Consider the following 19,028-nt stretch of genomic DNA (forward strand, 5'->3'; position numbering starts at 1 on the left):
CACCCCACTAGGGAGGTCCTTACATATTACGACGATACTGCCCACCTACTTCAAACAATGCCTGTGTAATTTGTCCCAAAGAACATGTTTTAACGGCTTCCATCAATGCCTCAAAAGCATTTTGATTCATCACTGCTTTCTCTTTCAAGGTTTGCAAATGACTTTCTGCGGCTTCTTTATTTGCCTGATGTAAATGCTTGATTCCTTCAATCTGCCCTTCTTTCTCTTCCTTTGTAGAGCGAATGACTTCCTGAGGAATAATCGTTGGAGAACCTTCTTTTGACAAGAAAGTATTTACCCCTATAATTGGATACTCTCCCGTATGTTTCAGGTGCTCATAGTACATAGACTCTTCCTGAATCTTGGTACGCTGATACATCGTTTCCATTGCTCCTAATACTCCTCCTCTTTCTGTAATACGATCAAACTCTCTCAATACTGCTTCCTCTACTAAGTCCGTCAGTTCTTCAATAATAAACGCCCCTTGTAATGGATTCTCATTTTTAGCTAACCCCAGCTCTCTGTTGATGATCAACTGTATAGCCACAGCTCTTCTTACCGACTCCTCTGTTGGAGTTGTAATGGCCTCATCATAAGCATTGGTATGCAGAGAGTTACAGTTATCATAAATCGCATACAATGCCTGAAGTGTTGTTCGGATATCATTGAAGTCAATTTCCTGCGCGTGCAAGGAACGACCTGAGGTCTGTATATGATACTTCAACATTTGTGAACGAGCACCTGCTCCATATTTATGCTTCATGGCTTTTGCCCAAATTCTACGGGCAACACGTCCGATCACCGCATATTCAGGGTCCACTCCATTCGAGAAGAAGAAAGAGAAGTTTGGTGCAAACTTATCAATATCCATCCCTCTGCTCAGGTAATATTCCACAAACGTAAACCCATTGGCTAAGGTGAGTGCCAACTGCGTAATAGGATTCGCCCCTGCCTCCGCAATATGATACCCTGAGATAGAGACGGAATAGAAGTTTCTGATGTTCTGGTCAATGAAGTACTGCTGCATATCCCCCATCAAGCGAAGCGAAAACTCTGTAGAGAAAATACAAGTATTTTGTGCCTGATCTTCTTTAAGGATATCTGCCTGTACGGTTCCTCTTACCTTGGAAAGTGTCTCTGCCTTAATTTGCTCATATACCCCTTGTGGCAATACTTGATCTCCAGTTACTCCCAATAGCATTAAACCTAGACCATTATGTCCTTCCGGTAAGGTTCCATTATAAACTGGGCGAGGTACCTCTTTCTCCTGATAGATTGCTTCTATCTTTTGATTCACTTCCTCTTCTAGTCCATGCTCTGTGATATATTTCTCACACTGCTGATCAATAGCCGCATTCATAAAGAAGGCTGTCATTGCGGCAGCAGGTCCATTGATTGTCATAGAAACCGAAGTAGTCGGTGCCGAAAGATCAAACCCAGAATATAGTTTCTTGGCATCATCCAGACAGCTCACATTTACTCCTGAGTTACCAATTTTACCATAGATATCCGGACGGAAGTCAGGATTCTCTCCATAGAGTGTCACCGAATCAAATGCCGTAGACAAACGTGCTGCCGGCTGTCCTTTTGATAAGTAATGGAAACGCTTATTGGTACGCTCAGGATTTCCTTCTCCGGCAAACATACGGGTAGGGTCTTCTCCCTGACGCTTAAATGGGAATACCCCTGCCGTATACGGGAAACTACCTGGCACATTTTCCTGCATACTCCATTTCAGAATATCTCCCCAGTTACGGTAAGACGGTAAAACGACCTTCGGAATATTCGAATGTGAAAGGGATTTGGTATGGGTTGGCACCTTAATGTCTTTACCTCTTACCGTATAGGTAAAGATCTCTTCCTTATAGGCTTGTCTTTTCTCTTCCCAGCCCTCTATAATTTGCAAACTCTCCGAATCAAGTTCTCTTTCTTTAGAAGTATAAGCTTGCCCCAAAACGTTCAGCGTATCCTCTCCTAATTCCTGTGCTTGCAATACTTCAGAGGAACGTTTCAGACTATAGAGCTCATCTGCTTTCTTTGCTTGCTCCTCTACCCATTGATCATAGTTTCTAATCGTCTCACTGATCTCTGATAGGTAACGGGTACGAGCCGGAGGAATAATATACACCTTCTCTGATTCAACCGTAGTCTTCTCCATATGAGAAGTCCATTCGCCCGGAAACTTCTCACCTACTGCCTCAATAATCGCCTTGTAAAGATTATTCATTCCCGGATCATTGAACTGGGAGGCAATGGTTCCATAGACTGGCATTTCTTCCAGATCCGAAGACCACAACTGTTGGTTTCTTTGGTACTGCTTTTTGACATCCCTCAAAGCATCCTGAGCACCTCTTTTATCAAACTTATTGACAGCGATCAGGTCTGCATAATCCAGCATATCAATTTTCTCCAGCTGAGATGCCGCTCCATATTCTGGGGTCATCACATACAATGACAGATCCGAATGGTCAACAATTTCCGTATCGGATTGTCCAATACCCGAAGTCTCCAAAATCACCAAATCAAATTGTGCCGCTTTCAGAATATCAACGGTTTCCTTCACATGTTTGGATAATGCCAGATTGGATTGTCTCGTTGCTAAAGACCGCATATATACCCGCTCATTGGAAATGGCATTCATTCGAATACGATCTCCCAATAATGCTCCTCCTGTTTTTCTTTTGGATGGATCTACGGATACAATGGCCAGACGTTTATCCTCGAAATCATTCAGGAATCGACGAATAAACTCATCTACCAAGCTGGATTTACCAGCCCCTCCTGTTCCTGTAATTCCCAATACGGGCACCTTTGCCTCAGCGGCCATGGTATGAACTTTATCCATGGATTCGGTAATCGTTTCCGGATAATTTTCTACGGCAGAAATCAGTTGGCCAATGGACTTCATATCCTTTTCCTGCAGATGATTCATGGCTCCATTCACAGAAGCCCCTGTAGGGAAGTCACACTTCTGTAGCATATCATTGATCATTCCCTGCAAGCCCATCTGCCTGCCATCATCTGGAGAATAAATTCCATCGATACCATAAGCATGCAATTCTTCGATTTCAGAAGGCAGAATGGTTCCACCACCACCTCCAAAGATTTTGATATGGCTACAGCCCTTTTCCCTTAGCATATCATAGATATACTTAAAGAACTCTATATGCCCTCCCTGATAAGAAGTGATCGCAATGGCTTGCACATCTTCCTGAATGGCACATTCTACAATCTCTTTTACGGGACGGTTATGTCCCAAATGAATTACTTCAGCGCCTGAAGCCTGAATAATTCTACGCATGATATTAATTGCCGCATCGTGCCCGTCAAAGAGGGACGCTGCTGTCACAATACGAATCTTGTTTTTCGGTTGGTAAGCCTTAATATGGTCAGTTTGCATTTCGTTAGTGAAATAGGTTGAAAAAAAATTTTCATCTTTTGAATGTAAAATATCATTATCCTACGAAATGTACAAAATACAATTATAATTTTTCCGAGATAAAAAAACTCCCTTACCGCATCGCCGTAAGGGAGTTCCACATCATCCACTTAAATTAATTATACCCAAAAACTATTTGTTCATTTGCTGCTTTCTTTTTGCAATACTATTTGTTAGCCTAGTTCAAAAACCTATTCGAGGTTTGTTTGTCTGTTTATTAAAGTGAAAAGAGACTCGCTCTTTCTTCTTTGTTTTGTCTTATCTTTTGTTTGTCAAGTTCAACTATAAGACAAAATCCGAAAACGATTGGTTTTCGGATTTTGCGAACAAGAATCAATGATTTTGAAGGAGTGTTAAGGGATTCAACCCTATTCTTAACCTCCCATAGTAGTAGCTGTGAAATATTACATAGTCATGCCATTATTATCTCACGAATGTTGGAGGAAGTGTTCTGTTTTGCATATACATCATCTGATACCAATTCGAGTTAGGTTTATAAACGCGTTCCGTATACCCTTTGGTCTCTAAATAGATAGGAAGAATAAACTCAAAATTAACCTTTTCTTTCTGACGCTTTACGGTCATGTCTGGCAATATAGAAAGGTATTGCATCGCGCTACCCGTCAACACATAATCTATATTTCGTTCTAATCCTTTGAGTAATTCGACCTTCTTTGTTCCGTCTCTTTGAATATTAACCTTCAGTAAAATAAACCCCTGAACTAGCTCAGGATTTGTAATGGAAATTGCTAAACTTTGAGAAAGGAAATCAGATAAGGCCTCCATGCTTATTTTGGGACGATACCCATCAATATACATATACGTTTTTTCCTCCGATTCATTCAAATAGTAAACCTCTTGAAGCTTTGTTGTTTCAAAAATCCCTTTCTGCTGATTTTGGTAACTATAGAACACCTTGTGTTCTCTAATACTATCATAATAAACATCCTGCCTTGAGGGGTTATTGACAAAGTGTACTTCGCTTCTACTCTTATAATAATTGATTCCTTTAGCTACCTGATTAACCAGTGTATTTTCTAATGGATTGATCCCATCATCACCTTTTTTTACTTGACAAGTATAGTTAAAGACTTCTATCGGCTCCTCTTCACTATCATAAATCATATATTTTTGACGCAATTCACTTCCATTTTGCGTAGTCATTACACTCTTCCTAAGCTTTCCTTCCTGATTATACCAGACTGTCTTTCCTCCTACCTGATGAGGAAATAAATCCTTATAAGTAATCGTCTTTATTTTATCCCCGCTCAAAGAGTAATATGATATTTTATAGCTATTTCTCACGAATCGATCAATAATACCATAGTGTGAAGCTTTCTCTTTACCCTTCACTTCATAACCATATTGATTAAAAAAGATTTTGGATTGATTGTCAAAAATCTTCTTGTAACGCACGAAATTAAACCACTTTGAAGTATCCATATCCTTGGACTTTGAACCATATTTACTAGGAATATACCTTTCAATTCCTCCATTAATTAATGCATTGATTTCACTTTTCCTCTGTACTATATCTTTACTCAAAAGCTGAAGCATTCCTCCTTTTTTATATAGATAATAAGAGGAGTAATCTTGTCTTATTCCTGAAAACATATACCTCAAAAGATCTAGATCTTCAATATTATTGACCACCTCAAATATTCTACTTTCTTGCTGGCCTACATTCTCGGTTACTGCAGAGTGAAAATAAAAGTTACGCATCACCACAAAAGAATCAAGACCTACAGAGAAGCTTTGAATTTTATCAGGACTTACGCTTCTTGCCCTATTCTTCCCTTTGACCATGACTTTTCGCCCATCCTGAACAGGTTTGATTGCCACACTTCGAGCAGTACCATTCGCATAATAAACATTCCCCAATGAGTAGTTTTTACTTAAGTCATAAGTAAGTGTAGCCATACGCTCAGGCATATAAACCGCATCGTCAAAATCTCCCCTCAAAGGTTGTCCAGCTAAATCAAAATATTGCCCAAGAAAAGAATGCTGTTGTGCACTTAGAAGAGAGGTAGTTCCTATAAAAAAGATGAAAAATAGTATTCTCATAAATTCAGGTTATTAAAAAAATTATTGAAATAGTTTTATTGGTTTAAATATCAGATTAGCTAGCAAACACCTCTTCCATGTTCTTAAAAGCCTTGAACTCTATAGGGTTACCACTATAATCCAAGACAAACATGGTACGCTGCTCTCCCGGCTCTCCTTCATATCTTATATAAGGAGCCACTACAAAAGGAATGTCATGCTTCTCCAATTGCTTTTGTATGGTTTCAAACTCCTCCATAGAAAGTATACATCCGAAATGAGGTATAGGCACTTTAATTCCTGCCACTACTCCACAATAATCTAAGTCAGGGATATACGCACTAATATGAGCCGATAATTGGTGTCCAAAAAAGTCAAAGTCGACCCATGTATCCGTAGATCGTCCCTCCTGACACCCCAAAATATCAATATAAAAAGCTCTGGTCGACTCAAGGTCTTTTACCTTAAATGCCAAATGAAAAGGGTTTATCTGCTGCTTTCCCATTTTTAACTTATTCTAGTTTCAATTGAATTATTTTGCTTCAAAATAGGTAAAGCGTAATTCTTGTCCAACAAACGATTATGGCTTATTAACCCCAAGTCCATATGATTACCTTCTTCCTCCCTTAATTGGTTACTCAACAACCTCTTATAACCATGAAAACGAAATCTTCACCACGCTATATTAACCCTTTCACCGACTACGGTTTTAAACTGCTTTTTGGGACAGAGAGGAATAAAGATTTACTTATTGATTTCCTTAACGCACTACTACGGGAAGAGGAAGGACTCATCACAGACATCACCTATTTAAACAAAGAACAAAAAGGAAAGAATAAAGAAAGCCGTACCTCTGTTTATGATATCTATTGTGAAAATCAAAGGGGAGAACGCTTTATAGTGGAAATCCAAAAAGCAAAGCAAGATCACTTCAAGGATCGAATGGTTTACTATTCGACCTTTCCCATACAAGAACAAGCTAAAAAAGGAGACTGGAACTACGAATTGAAAGCCATCTATTCCATTGCTATTCTCGATTTCAGACTCCCTCAGTCTGACCCCTTAGATAGGGATATTATCAGTGAAGGAAAATTGTATGACCTCAGAAAAGGCAAAATCATGTACGATAAATTGACCTTCATTTACTTGGAAATGCCTAAATTTGGAAAGGAATGGCATGAATGTTCCAACCATTTCGAAAAGTGGCTGTACCTCTTCAAAAATCTAAACCAACTACAAGAAATGCCTGTTGGTTTAGTAGAAAGACAGTTCAAGAAATTTTTGAAAGAAGCCCAGATTGCTAACCTAAGTAAAGAGGAATATACTATGTACGAAGAAAGTTTGAAACGGTATAATGACTTAAAAAATAGCTTGGATACAGCTAAAGAGGAAGGTCGTGAGGAAGGTCGTGAGGAAGGTAAAAAAGCAAGAGAAATAGAAATTGCTAAAAAAGCTAAGGCAGAAGGTATACCTCTAGAGACCATTATGCTCTTGACCGGCCTTAGCAAAGAGGTCATCGATAAACTGTAGCTTATAAAAAACTCCTTTACCGCATTGCCGTAAAGGAGTTCAACATCATCCACTTATTTAATTATACCCAAAAACTAATTCGAAATATCAGTTGTCTTTAATCTCTTTTTGAAGTTTGCTTGGTTACCTAAAACCTACTCTTTCAATCCTTGATTTATGTCTATTAAAGTGAAAAGAGACAAGCTCTTCTTTCTTTGTTTTGTTTTATCTTTTGTTTGTCAAGTTCAACTATAAGACAAAATCCGAAAACAATTGGTTTTCGGATTTTGCGAACAAGAATCAATGATTTTAAAGGAGTGTTAAGGAAGGAAGCATTCATCTTTAGGTAATCCTACAACGACTTTCCTTTCTGTAATTGATCAAGCCATTTCTACTTTCCCTGTTTTGATATCAACACTTTGTTTTAAATGCCAATAAAGGGTCAAAGGTAATAGAGCATGAGGTACCCTCAACAGCATCTGTGGACACCAGTAAGAAATCGTATCGAATAGAAAAGCTTCTTGAAAATGTCCGGTGATTCTTGCCAGAGATGTCACTCCTCCCCAAAAGGCCATATAAAGCAACATTGTTTGAGCAACCCGAGGTACAAAAATTCCTATAGCCACGACAAAATCCAATACCCCGGCAATATGTAAAAATACCTTTGCTTGCCCCTCCGTTACATGCAACGTCTGAATGGTCATGTCCACAAAGCTTCCTGGCAAAGGATAAAATCCTACTGCATAAAGCCCATGGCAAACAAACGTAAGGGCTACTAATCCTTTTGCTACCAATACTGGAAACTTACGCTCCTTCTGTGTCATATATAGTAAGAGGAAAGGTGTTCCCACTTGTGCGGAATATTCCAGCAATTGCCCTAGTTGAAAAAACTTTTCCTTGGAATAAAGTACCGCAAGAATAAAAAGTCCTACCCCACTAAAAAGTACAATACCTTTGGCTACATACTTATAGGGCTGATCTGCTTTCAAAAAGAAAACAGCGATAGCCGCCATGATATAAAGTACTCCTGTCCCTGTAACCATTCCATTAATCCAGGAATCCATCACCGGGCTAGTCACATAGTAATGCCAATTTACTCGAAATAGTCCTTCTACCACCGGTTTCAGTAATGCTTCGTCCCAAAAAAAAGTACGAAAGGGAGCATCCCAAAAAATATGTTGTATCCCTCTCCCTATAAATAACAAGGAGGCTGAAATTGTTAACCAAGATACTGTAAGCTCTTTGCGGTTCATTGTTATGGTTATTTAAAAGAAAACATCAATTCAATAGCCGGCAAATTACTTGCAATACATCAACTGAAAGTCAATGGATGAATAAGAAACAAAGAGCATTATGTTACATCCGTGAACTCTGCAAAAATGGGGGCACTTTGTTAAGCCGAGAATAAAAGTAAATCAGCATTATAACGTCATTTTGAGACAATGATCAGGTCATCTTTGATGTGCTATTTCGCAATAGAAAGAGACTTATAGGATGTCCCATTTTTTGAGGAACCTCAGGCATTCTACAATACTCTATTGAAAACCTTTATTTACTTTTAATTTCACTGTAACGTATGTTTACTTCTATTATCAGGACTTTAATTGTCCTGACTTCCCTATGCTTGCTAGGTACAAGCATAGGTACTGCCAACACGGACAAGTACCGCCTTGTCTTAAGAGATAACCCGGCAACAACCATCACCATAGGCTGGAACCAAATCTCAGGAAGTAATCCAGTGGTCTATTACGGCACAACAGACCAGGGCACCAACTATGCTGCTTACACCAACAGCAAAACTCCGAGTAGAACAGCTTCTTACGCAGGCATGAATAATCATTTTGCTCGTTTGACAGGACTTATCCCTAACACTGCTTACTACTTTGTGATCAGGGACAGTGAAGGGAGCAGCCAACGTTTTTGGTTTAAAACTGCTCCATCTACACCTGATCAAAGGTTGTCTTTTATTGCAGGGGGAGACTCTAGAAATAACCGTACACCAAGACAAAACGCCAACCGTATCGTTGCCAAACTTCGTCCACATGCTGTGTTATTTGGAGGTGATATGACGGACAATGGCAGCAATAGCCAATGGCAAAACTGGTTTGACGATTGGCAATTAACTACAGGAACCGATGGGCGTATGATCCCTATCATTGCAGCAAGAGGAAACCACGAAAGCTCCAATGGTATGATCTATAATCTGTTTGACACCCCTTCTACTGATGCTTATTATGCCATTACCTTTGGCGGCAGCTTAATCAGGACATATACCCTAAATACAGAAATGTCTATCAGCGGTAACCAAACCACTTGGTTGTCCAATGACCTTTCATCGAGCAGTAATGTTACTTGGAAGACTGCTCAGTATCATAAACCAATGCGACCACACGTAGGGAGCAAGTCAGAAGGGAATACCCAGTATAGCAGTTGGGCCAACCTGTTCTATCAGCACCAAGTAAAGTTAGTCATCGAATGTGATGCCCATACCGTGAAAACCACTTGGCCAGTTCGTCCGTCCACTGGAAGTGGAAGTGATGAAGGCTTTATTCGTGACGACCAGGGAGGAACTATTTACGCAGGAGAAGGCTGTTGGGGCGCTCCATTACGCTCTAACAACGATAATAAAAACTGGACGAGAAATAGTGGGATGTTCAATCAGGTAAAATGGATTTTCGTAGATGAATCACGCATAGAATTACGCACCATTCGTACTGATAACGCCACTCAAGTAGGTACCGTAAATGATCAAAATATCTTTGCTGCTCCTGCTAACTTGGATATTTGGAATCCTTCCAATGGATCGGTCGTAACGATTGAAAACCAAAATGTAAGTGCTCCTACTATAAGTATGACCTCCCCTGCTGATGATACTTACTACGCTTCACCACAAAGTATCACCCTATCAGCCAATGCTTCTGATAGCGACGGCTCTATCAGTAAAGTGGAGTTCTACGTAAACAATACATTGGTCGGAACAGATACCTCAAACCCTTACTCCAGAAGCTATACACTACCTAGTGAGGGAGTATATACGCTTACGGCTAAGGCTACTGATAACGATGGCAACACTACCACTTCAGAAGCGATCAATATCAATGTAGGTACTGTACAACAAACTATTAATGTGAGAGTGAATAATGGGAATGATGACGTAGAAGAAGGTGAGTCTGGTGCTATGTATATGAATAGCTCGGACATAGAATTAGTCTATGACGCTCATAACTCCCAGAACAACCAAACGATTGGGCTTCGTTTCACCAACTTATCTATACCTCAAGGAGCTACCATCGATCAGGCTTATATTCAGTTCACTTGTGATGAGACAGGCGGAAGCAATGGGACTTTAAGTATTTATGCGGAAGACACAAACGATGCTGCCGCTTTTGGCACAAGCAACTTCAATGTTTCTTCTAGAAACAAAACCTCTGCATCTGCTAACTGGAGTCCTGCCGCTTGGAATAGCGTAGGGCAAGCTGGCACAGCACAACGAACGCCCGAACTAAAAGCTTTATTGCAAGAAGTGGTGGATAGAAATGGCTGGTCTTCTGGCAACGATGCCGTCTTTATTATTCAAGGCAATGGAGCAAGAACAGCAGAGTCATATGACGGCGTTGCAGGCAGTGCACCATTATTGGTGGTTACCTACACTACGGGGGGCACAGGTACTACACCTCCTCCAGCTCCAGAAGAATATACACTCTCCATCAATGCCACAAATGGCAACGTTAGCAAGACACCAAATCAATCTTCTTATACGGAAGGTAGCAATGTTACTTTAACTGCAACACCAAATAGTGGGTATGCTTTTGCAGGATGGAGTGGTGATATCAGTGGCTCTCAAAATCCTGTAACCATCACGATGAATACCAATAAGGTCATTACTGCTAATTTTCAAGCCATCAGTACCACCACTACAATTAACAAGAAAGTAGTCACAGGGAATGACGATGCTGAAGAAGCTGAAAATGGTACGATGTACCTTACCAGCTCCGATCTGGAATTAGTATATGACTCTTATCAAACTGCAGGCAACCAGAAAGTCGGCATTCGTTTTACGAACCTTTCGATTCCTCAAGGGGCTATTGTGACCAATGCCTATATTCAGTTTACCTGTGATGAAACCAAGAACGATAGCGGTTCCCTAACAATCTACGGAGAAGACACGAATGATGCCGCTGGATATAGCAGCAGTTCAAGCAATATCTCTTCCAGAAGCAAAACGTCTGCTTCCGTCAACTGGTCTCCAGCTTCCTGGAACTCCGTAGGTCAAAGAGGTAGTGCGCAACGAACGCCTGATCTAAAAAGTGTTGTTCAGGAAATTGTGAACAGATCTGGATGGAACAGTGGTTATGATATGGCCTTTATTATCCAAGGAAATGGACGTAGAGTGGCAGAATCTTACAATGGTTCTAGCAGCAATGCCGCTGAACTGTTCGTGACTTATCAAAGTGGCGGCTCAGCACGTATAGTAACAGCAAGGCGTAATTCTTTGGCGTTCTACCCTAATCCAATTGGTGAGTTAACTTACCTGCGAATGGACGCACCACAGGATGGACGTGTAGAAGTGAGTCTATTTAATCTTCAGGGAAAACAAGTGTATTACAAATCTTTTGAGGTTAAAAAAGGAACACAATCATTAGAGATCGAAACCGCTACACTTCCTGCAGGAGTTTACCTGGCAGAAGCAAAGGGTATTGGACTCAAAAAGACTGTTCGTCTTGTTAAATAATAATCACGGTAAGAGCACACTTTCTTTTTTAAAGAAAAACCAATAAAAAAACTCCCTCGTTGCAATGCTACGAGGGAGTTTCACATCATCCACTTATTATAATTATACCCAAAAACTAATTCGAAAAATCAGTTGTCTTTAATACCTTTTGAAGTTTGTTTGGTTCCCTAAAACCTATACTTTCAATTCTTAATTTATGTCTATTAAAGTGAAAAGAGACGAGCTCTTCTTTCTTCGTTTTGTCTTATCTTTTGTTTGTCAAGTTCAACTATAAGACAAAATATGAAAAGGATTGGTTTTCGATTTTCATTAACAAGAATCAACGATTTTGAAGGAATGTTAAAGAAAGAGTTATTCACCTAAAGACACCTCAAAAAGATCTTGAGATAAGGCATTTCATCAGTAAGGAGTCAAAATAATAAGTCATCAATACTAATAAGATAAAAAACTCCCTTACCGCATTGCTGTAAGGGAGTTCCACATCATCCACTTATTATTATACCCAAAAACTATTTCAAAATCTGTTTGCTATGAATATTATCTTTTTGAAGTTTACCTAAGTCCTAAACCTCTATTTGTTTGCTTTGCTTATTAAAGTGAAAAGAGACGAGCTCTTTACTTTGTGCTATTTTTTGTTTGTCATGTTCAACTATAAGACAAATTCCGAAAAGGATTGGTTTTCGATTTTCATTAACAAGAATCAACGATTCTGAAGGAGTGTTAAGGAAGGGTTTATTCATCTAAGGAAAGCTCAAAAAATCTTGGAGACTTTTATGTTTCAGTGAGCAGTGAGCAGTGAGCAGTGAGCAGTGAGCAGTGAGCAGTGAGCAGTGAGCAGTGAGCAGTGAGCAGTGAGCAGTGAGCAAAATTATTTTACCCCTAAACGACATACAATATCCTATGGGTATTTTTTCAATCTTTTTTAAACGGTAAGCGATAAACATTGCATGGCCTCCACAAGTAACTGTATCTTGAAACACGGTTTATCCTTCTTCCTTACGTCGGGGCGACCACAAGGAGCGCCCTTCCTTTATCCTTTATCCTTTATCCTTTATCCTTTATCCTTTATCCTTTATCCTTTATCCTTTATCCTTTATCCTTTATCCTTTATCCTTTATCCTTTATCCTTTATCCTTTATCCTTTATCCTTTAAAAGCTAATCTCAACATTCGCCGACACAATAGGTATTTCCCTTTCAAACTTTTAATAGGTCAAAAAAGTCAATATCTTTTCCCTTCAAAAAACTAGACCAACAACGTATTACTCATGAGCAACTCTCCATACGATCACCCAGACGTCAAACACTTTTCCTCAGAAGACCAGCGCATGACCAGCGAACAAGCGACAAAAGAGCTACACGAGGGCATGAAAACATTAGAACCTTTAGGCCCTTGTGTTACTATTTTTGGTTCAGGAGGAACAGAAAAAGACAGTCACTACTACAACCTCTCAAAAGACATTGCTTACCAAATAGGCAAGGCAGGGTATGGTATCCTTTCCGGAGGAGGCGGTGGTGCCATGGAAGCAGCCAATGTAGGAGCTCAAATGGCTCAAACCCATTCCGTAGGCCTTAAGGTTAATTTACCTTTCCCCCAACCTGCCAATGACTATATTGATGAGGGAAAGCTGCTATACTTTGAGTATATCCATATCCGTAAGATGATGTTCATAAAATACTCCAAAAGTATTATTGTCATGCCGGGAGGAGTAGGTACTTTGGATGAACTCTTTGAGATCTATGTTTTGGTAATGACCATGAAGAAGGAACGCTTTCCTGTTTTTTTGGTGGGTACAGACTTCTGGAAAGGCCTATTGGCCTGGATGGAGGAGCAACTACTGAAGGAACATAATTATATCAATCCTATTGACCTGACATTGGTGAAGATGGTCGATAGCGCAGAAGAAGTCGTCGAGGAAATTGAGCGTTATTACGCTTGTTCATGATGTTTAGTTGAGCTTCGCTCGTTCATGGTGTTTAGTTGTTTTATTTAGAAGGTTTCGTGAGTTGCATTTTAAGGGACTACTCTACTAAAGGTAAGAATTCAAAATACTATAAAATGAATTCAACTAAACATTATGAACGAGCAAAGCTCAACTAAACATCATGAACAAAAACTTATTCTATAAAAATCCGCTCAGCCAATCGAAATGTGTTAGCATGGGCTTCTACCACTCGGGCAACTCTTTCGGAATACCCTCCTCCCATACTGACACACACCGGAAGATCTCTCTCCTTACAGTGTTCAAACACAATTTGGTCCCGCTCTTTACAGCCTTGCATACTCATGGATAATCGTCCTAGCTTATCAGTTTCCAGCACGTCAACACCAGATTGATAGAACACAAAATCAGGCTGTACCTTATCCAGTAACATCGGTAAATGAAAACGAAGCGTTTTGAGATACTCTTCATCAGTCGTGCCGTCGGGCAATCCAATATCAAGATCAGATGTTTCTTTCCTTAAAGGAAAATTATGAGCCCCATGCATACTAAACGTAAACACTTGATCATTGCCCTCAAAAATACTAGCCGTACCATTGCCTTGATGTACATCCAAATCGATCACCAATATTTGCTTGAAGCCTTTATATTTTAGTAGATAATTAGCAGCCATCGCAATATCATTCAATAAACAAAAGCCCTCTCCGCAATCTGAAAATGCATGATGTGTTCCCCCTGCAATATTCAACGAAACCCCATACTGCAAGGCATACTCTGCACACATAATCGTCCCTTGATTAATCACTCGCTCCCTCTTCACCAACAAATCCGATAAGGGAAAACCTATTCTCCTCACCTCGTGTCGCTCCAAGGCTAGCCCATTCAGCCTATCCCAATAGTCTGCATCGTGGGTATCCAGGATATATTGCTCCTTCACCTCCTCCGGCTCAAAAATGTTTTCTTGGGTAATCGTTCCTTCATACAGTAATTGCTCAATCAGTAGTTCGTACTTGATCATAGGGAAGCGGTGTCCGTCCGGTAGAGGGTGTGTGTAAAGGGGGGCGTAGGCGATTTTCAACATGACTGGTCGGTTTGTTCATCAATGTATTCGACAATATTACTCAGATGCAATATTAACCAATCGGGAGAAAGTTATGTTTATGGAAGGGGGAAAAGATATAGGTGTACGGAAAGCGGATTTATGTAATCTCTGGCTATCATGGCGATTGTTCATTCAATCTACCACTAACCTCTATTTCTCATTCTTACCACCCGAGCGTGGACGCTCGGCGAAAGCGCCTTTGGGTCTTAGGGAGGACCCTAAGACCAGTGTCTGACCAGTTTCTACAATTACTCAACAGAGCGAAGCTCTACTCAACGGGCGAAGCCCACTCAACCAGCCGCGTAAGCGGCCTCAACAAAAAAGCCTACCAAGACCCTGTCAGTCTCAGTAGGCTTTCTACTGTATTAAACAAAAAAGCTAATTACTTCTTCGTAATGCTACTCTCTACCCAATCATTCAACACATCGGTTGCTTCTTTGATGTATACATCCTTCACCAACTGCTCTTTCCAGGTGTTGGCGGTACGAACGATCACAGAATCTGGCTCGTCGGTTGCTACGTGGCTTGGCATTACGGCGATATCCAGTCCTTCGTGTTCTTTCTCTAGCTTGCTGAACTTATCCGACTCCTCTTTCAGCATTTGCTGTCTGGAAGCAAACTTATCATAGTTCAAGGATTGCAAGGTCATATCGCTGTTTTCCTTCATGCGCAAAGCATTTTGCTCAATCATCTGAAAGACTTGGTTGCTTTTAACACGCTGCTCACTGCTGCTTCTCAATTTCTTCAAGTCTACGTTACGGTTCCATTCCATATAGTTAGCTTGCTCAATTCTATCCCACGGCATAACGTTTGGTAGATCTTTCTCCCCTACGTCAAGGTAAGCATAGGTATCTGGCAATAGGATATCCGGTTTTACACCGTTTACCTGTGTGGCTCCACCGTCTACTCTATAGAACTTCTGAACCGTTAGCTTAATTGCTCCAAGAGGCTTAAATTCTTGCTTTCTTGAGTTCACTAAACGATCCAAATCAATGAAACGTTGTACCGTTCCTTTTCCGAAAGTATTTGACCCTACGATTACGGCACGGTCATAATCTTGTAAAGCGGCTGCCAAGATCTCTGAAGCAGAAGCACTGAACTTATTCACCATCACCACCAATGGGCCATCATATACCGCTCCCTTGGCGAAATCTTCGTGTACTCTGGATGAGTTCATACGGTCACGTACCTGTACGATAGGACCTTTATCGATAAACAAACCAGACATTTTCACGGCATCTCCTAGAGATCCACCGCCATTATTTCTTAGGTCAAGAATGATTCCATCCACATTCTGTCCTTTCAGTTTCAGGATTTCTTGCTCTACATCCTCTCCGGATGATCTTCCTTTACGGTCATTGAAGTCAGCGTAGAAACTTGGCAAGTTGATCACTCCCCACTTTTTGCCTGTTGCCTGATCCTTGATCACTGCTGATTTAGAATAAGACTCCTTGATGATTACGACATCACGGATAATTGGCACTACTTCCAAACGTCCATCAGGCTTACGAACACTTAGACGTACTTCTGTTCCTTTAGGACCTTTGATCAGCTTTACGGCATTTTTCAACGACATGCTTTCTACCGATACAGGCTCGTCTGTACCTTGTGCCACTTTAAGAATAACATCTCCTTCTTTCAGCTCTCCTTGTTTCCATGAAGCACTTCCCGGAATGATTTGCACTACTTTAATTTCGTCTCCAGACTGTTGCAAGCGAGCACCAATTCCTTCAAACTTACCTGCCATTTCCTCATCAAACTTCTCCTTGCTTTCTGGAGGGAAGAATTCTGTGTGTGGTCCATAGATACTCACAATAGCGTTTACATACGTAGAGAAACGGTCTACATCATCCATTTTCTCAAATACGCTAAACATATTGCTATAGCTCTCCTCTACTTTTTCTCGTGCCTCTACCTCGATCTCTTCAAAAGTCTTAGGGGTAAACTCTTCCTTATTTTTCTTTGCATCCTCTTTCTTCTTCTCCTGCCCTGTCATCTTGTCGTTGACTCTAACAAGCGTTGCATACTTTACTTGCTGTCTCCAGCGGTCTTTCAATTCTTTTTTGGAAGCTGCAAAATCAATCTTATCAGCATCTAATTCTACTTGCTCTTCCTTGGAAAAATTCATCGATTCTTTTACGACCTCTTCCATATATTGCTCTGCCTCTTCATGACGTTGCTTAAGGATACGCTGAGACTCCTCAAACAGAGGACTTCTTGCTCCTTTCAGGTCATCGTCAATACTTCTCTTGTACTGGGAAAGCAACTCAATATCTTCTTTCAGAAAATAACGCTTATTTGGATCCATGCGCTCGATGTAAGCATCAAAAGCCTGCTCCGAGAACTTATCATCTACATTGATATTATTGAAATGTGCTTGTCTAAGGGTAATATATAGCAGCTCCTTGATCACAGACTGCTTATCTGCATTCATACCGGAATTCAGGATGTTATCCTGAAGGCCTATAAAACCAAATATAACGACCAAGACAGCTGGTACGAAAATGAGTTTTCTTTTTGACATAGTCTGATGTTTATTTTGATGGATGATATGGAGTAAGTGGTCTCCCAATATCACTCCGCATTTTTGTTAATGGTATTTTTTATTGTATTTCTGCAATAAGCTTAGCAATTCCTCTGCCGAATGTGCCCCTGCCTTGACTTCCAACTGTTTTCCGTCAGGAGAAATAATCAACAATGAAGGATACCCCCTCACCCCTATAGATCTCACAAAAGCACGATTAGAATATTCCTCTCCTCTAAAGTTTAGCGTTTCCTCCGCTTCTGCATTCAACTTGACCGAAACACAATACTTATTCATATACTCTATAACCTCTGTATCTGTAAATGTGTTTTTATCCATCACCTTGCACCAATAGCACCAGTCGGTATAGACATCTACAAAGACAATTTTATCTTCTGCTTGCGCCTGCTCCATGGCTTTGTCAAAGGAAGTCCACTGAATACTGTCTGCAGCCTGATAAGAAGTTAACAATAAGGATAGGGCTATACACACCCCCAAGAGGTACTTATAATTCATTTTTTCAATAATGAGTTAATTTAAATAAAGAACGAATCCACGGAAGATCACTCCCCAAGGACAATCAATAGGGAGTACTCGTCACTTTCTCCTTACATCGTTTTTAGTACTTTTCCTATAAAGGACCATTATATAGTATTTGGCTTAATAAGGGAACAATTGAAGGAGGAAAAAAGAGAATCCTTAAAGTAATTTAACATTATTGGAGAAAAAAACAGTATTTCTATGTAAAATCGGCGGATAGGTCCAAATATTCGTTGTCCTTGGTGGGTATGGAAAGCAGGAAGCCATCAGCTTTGTTGAATCGTTGAATTGAGCTTCGCTCCATTACATGGCGTATTGAATCGTTGATTCGAGTTGAACTGTTATTAGATATAGCAAAAATCAGACAACATATCAACTCGAATCAACGAGCGAAGCTCAATTCAACGGTTCAACGATTCAACAGTATTTCTCTATTGAAACTCCGGAAAACGCCTCAAATCCTCCTCCCTATCCAAATCAGAACATACGGGCAATAAAGTATAAGAACGTTGTGTTTTTTCTAGTTTTTGAATGGTTGTTGAAAAGACAGTATCTGTACTCCATACGATATCCTCAAACAGTATAGGGTCGTATTGCCTCATTCCTAACAGATAGTACCCTCCATCAGTAGCTGGGCCAATGACTACCTCTTGCTGCTCCAATGCGTCAAAAGCTTCTTCTAATATGGTAGTCGTTAATTCGGGTAAGTCACTCCCAATGATCACCACTTTCTCCGCTCCTGAGCGAAAGCAATCCTGAAAAGCTGATGCCATTCGCTGTCCTAGATCTCCCTCAGCTTGTAAGTGCTTTTCATACCCCTCGGTATCCCATAAATCATCTGGATTAACAAAGTCCCCATAATAGACCTTTTTGGTGAGCTGTAAAGCATGTGTTACCTTATGGGTATAGGCCAATAATTTTCGATAGACCTCTACGGCTTTAGCATTTCCTATGGTTGCTCCTAATCGAGTCTTTACTTTACCTTTTATAGGATTTTTCACGAAAATAATCAACTGCTCCTTTTTCAACATCTCCATTATTTTGATAATGTCACGACGCTACTATCGACTTTTAGGTTAGTCATGTCGCTTTCTACGAAATAACGTGTGGTTTATCGGTTATCGCTTATTGTTTATAAACGATAACCATGTATCATGCTACAGATTCAATCTCAACTACTATAATGATTAACCTCTAA

The 19,028-nt window shown here is 40.2% G+C and carries 11 protein-coding genes; 3 read left to right on the forward strand and 8 right to left on the reverse strand.

Annotated features, from left to right (window positions below):
- Positions 1 to 19: 19 nt before the first annotated feature.
- From ABD985_RS05580 to ABD985_RS05590, 3 genes are all read right to left on the reverse strand, one after another.
- Positions 20 to 3,400: a methylmalonyl-CoA mutase family protein gene (locus tag ABD985_RS05580; protein ID WP_345369905.1), complete on the reverse strand. Its 3,381-nt coding sequence runs from the start codon at positions 3,398 to 3,400 to the stop codon at positions 20 to 22.
- Between the two features lie 462 nt (positions 3,401 to 3,862).
- On the reverse strand, positions 3,863 to 5,503 hold the full coding sequence (locus ABD985_RS05585) for a hypothetical protein (RefSeq protein ID WP_345369906.1): 1,641 nt from the start codon (positions 5,501 to 5,503) through the stop codon (positions 3,863 to 3,865).
- A gap of 55 nt (positions 5,504 to 5,558) precedes the next feature.
- On the reverse strand, positions 5,559 to 5,987 hold the full coding sequence (locus ABD985_RS05590; RefSeq protein ID WP_345369907.1) for a VOC family protein: 429 nt from the start codon (positions 5,985 to 5,987) through the stop codon (positions 5,559 to 5,561).
- A 152-nt stretch (positions 5,988 to 6,139) separates the two neighbouring features.
- Here ABD985_RS05590 and ABD985_RS05595 point away from each other — a divergent pair, with 152 nt between their 5' ends.
- Complete coding sequence (locus ABD985_RS05595) at positions 6,140 to 7,012, forward strand: Rpn family recombination-promoting nuclease/putative transposase (protein WP_345369909.1); 873 nt, start codon at positions 6,140 to 6,142, stop codon at positions 7,010 to 7,012.
- Positions 7,013 to 7,371: 359 nt separating this feature from the next.
- Here the strand turns inward: ABD985_RS05595 and ABD985_RS05600 are convergent, their stop codons facing one another.
- Positions 7,372 to 8,244, reverse strand: a complete 873-nt coding sequence (locus ABD985_RS05600) for a hypothetical protein (RefSeq protein WP_345369910.1) — start codon at positions 8,242 to 8,244, stop codon at positions 7,372 to 7,374.
- 323 nt (positions 8,245 to 8,567) lie between these two features.
- On the opposite strand from ABD985_RS05600, the gene ABD985_RS05605 reads away from it, so the two are divergent.
- Together ABD985_RS05605 and ABD985_RS05610 are read left to right on the forward strand one after the other, a co-directional pair.
- Positions 8,568 to 11,723 (forward strand): Ig-like domain-containing protein, encoded by a 3,156-nt coding sequence (locus tag ABD985_RS05605; RefSeq protein ID WP_345369911.1) that lies wholly within the window; start codon positions 8,568 to 8,570, stop codon positions 11,721 to 11,723.
- Positions 11,724 to 12,989: 1,266 nt separating this feature from the next.
- Complete coding sequence (locus ABD985_RS05610; protein ID WP_345369913.1) at positions 12,990 to 13,667, forward strand: LOG family protein; 678 nt, start codon at positions 12,990 to 12,992, stop codon at positions 13,665 to 13,667.
- A gap of 172 nt (positions 13,668 to 13,839) precedes the next feature.
- On the opposite strand, the gene ABD985_RS05615 is transcribed toward ABD985_RS05610, so the two are convergent.
- The 4 genes from ABD985_RS05615 to ABD985_RS05630 all read right to left on the reverse strand — a co-directional run bounded on the left by ABD985_RS05615 (position 13,840) and on the right by ABD985_RS05630 (position 18,867).
- The gene (locus ABD985_RS05615; protein WP_345369915.1) at positions 13,840 to 14,745 is read right to left on the reverse strand and encodes a histone deacetylase family protein; all 906 of its coding nucleotides are present in this window, start codon (positions 14,743 to 14,745) and stop codon (positions 13,840 to 13,842) included.
- Between the two features lie 403 nt (positions 14,746 to 15,148).
- Positions 15,149 to 17,290 carry a carboxy terminal-processing peptidase gene (locus ABD985_RS05620; RefSeq protein WP_345369917.1) on the reverse strand — a complete coding sequence of 714 codons (2,142 nt, stop codon included), beginning with the start codon at positions 17,288 to 17,290 and terminating at the stop codon, positions 15,149 to 15,151.
- 66 nt (positions 17,291 to 17,356) lie between these two features.
- Complete coding sequence (locus ABD985_RS05625) at positions 17,357 to 17,806, reverse strand: thioredoxin family protein (RefSeq protein WP_345369919.1); 450 nt, start codon at positions 17,804 to 17,806, stop codon at positions 17,357 to 17,359.
- Between the two features lie 455 nt (positions 17,807 to 18,261).
- A complete protein-coding gene (locus ABD985_RS05630) occupies positions 18,262 to 18,867 on the reverse strand; it encodes a TIGR04282 family arsenosugar biosynthesis glycosyltransferase (protein ID WP_345369921.1) in 606 nt (201 codons plus the stop codon).
- Positions 18,868 to 19,028: the final 161 nt, after the last annotated feature.

The organism is Algivirga pacifica, from assembly GCF_039543525.1.
In the GTDB taxonomy this organism is placed as follows: domain Bacteria; phylum Bacteroidota; class Bacteroidia; order Cytophagales; family Flammeovirgaceae; genus Algivirga; species Algivirga pacifica.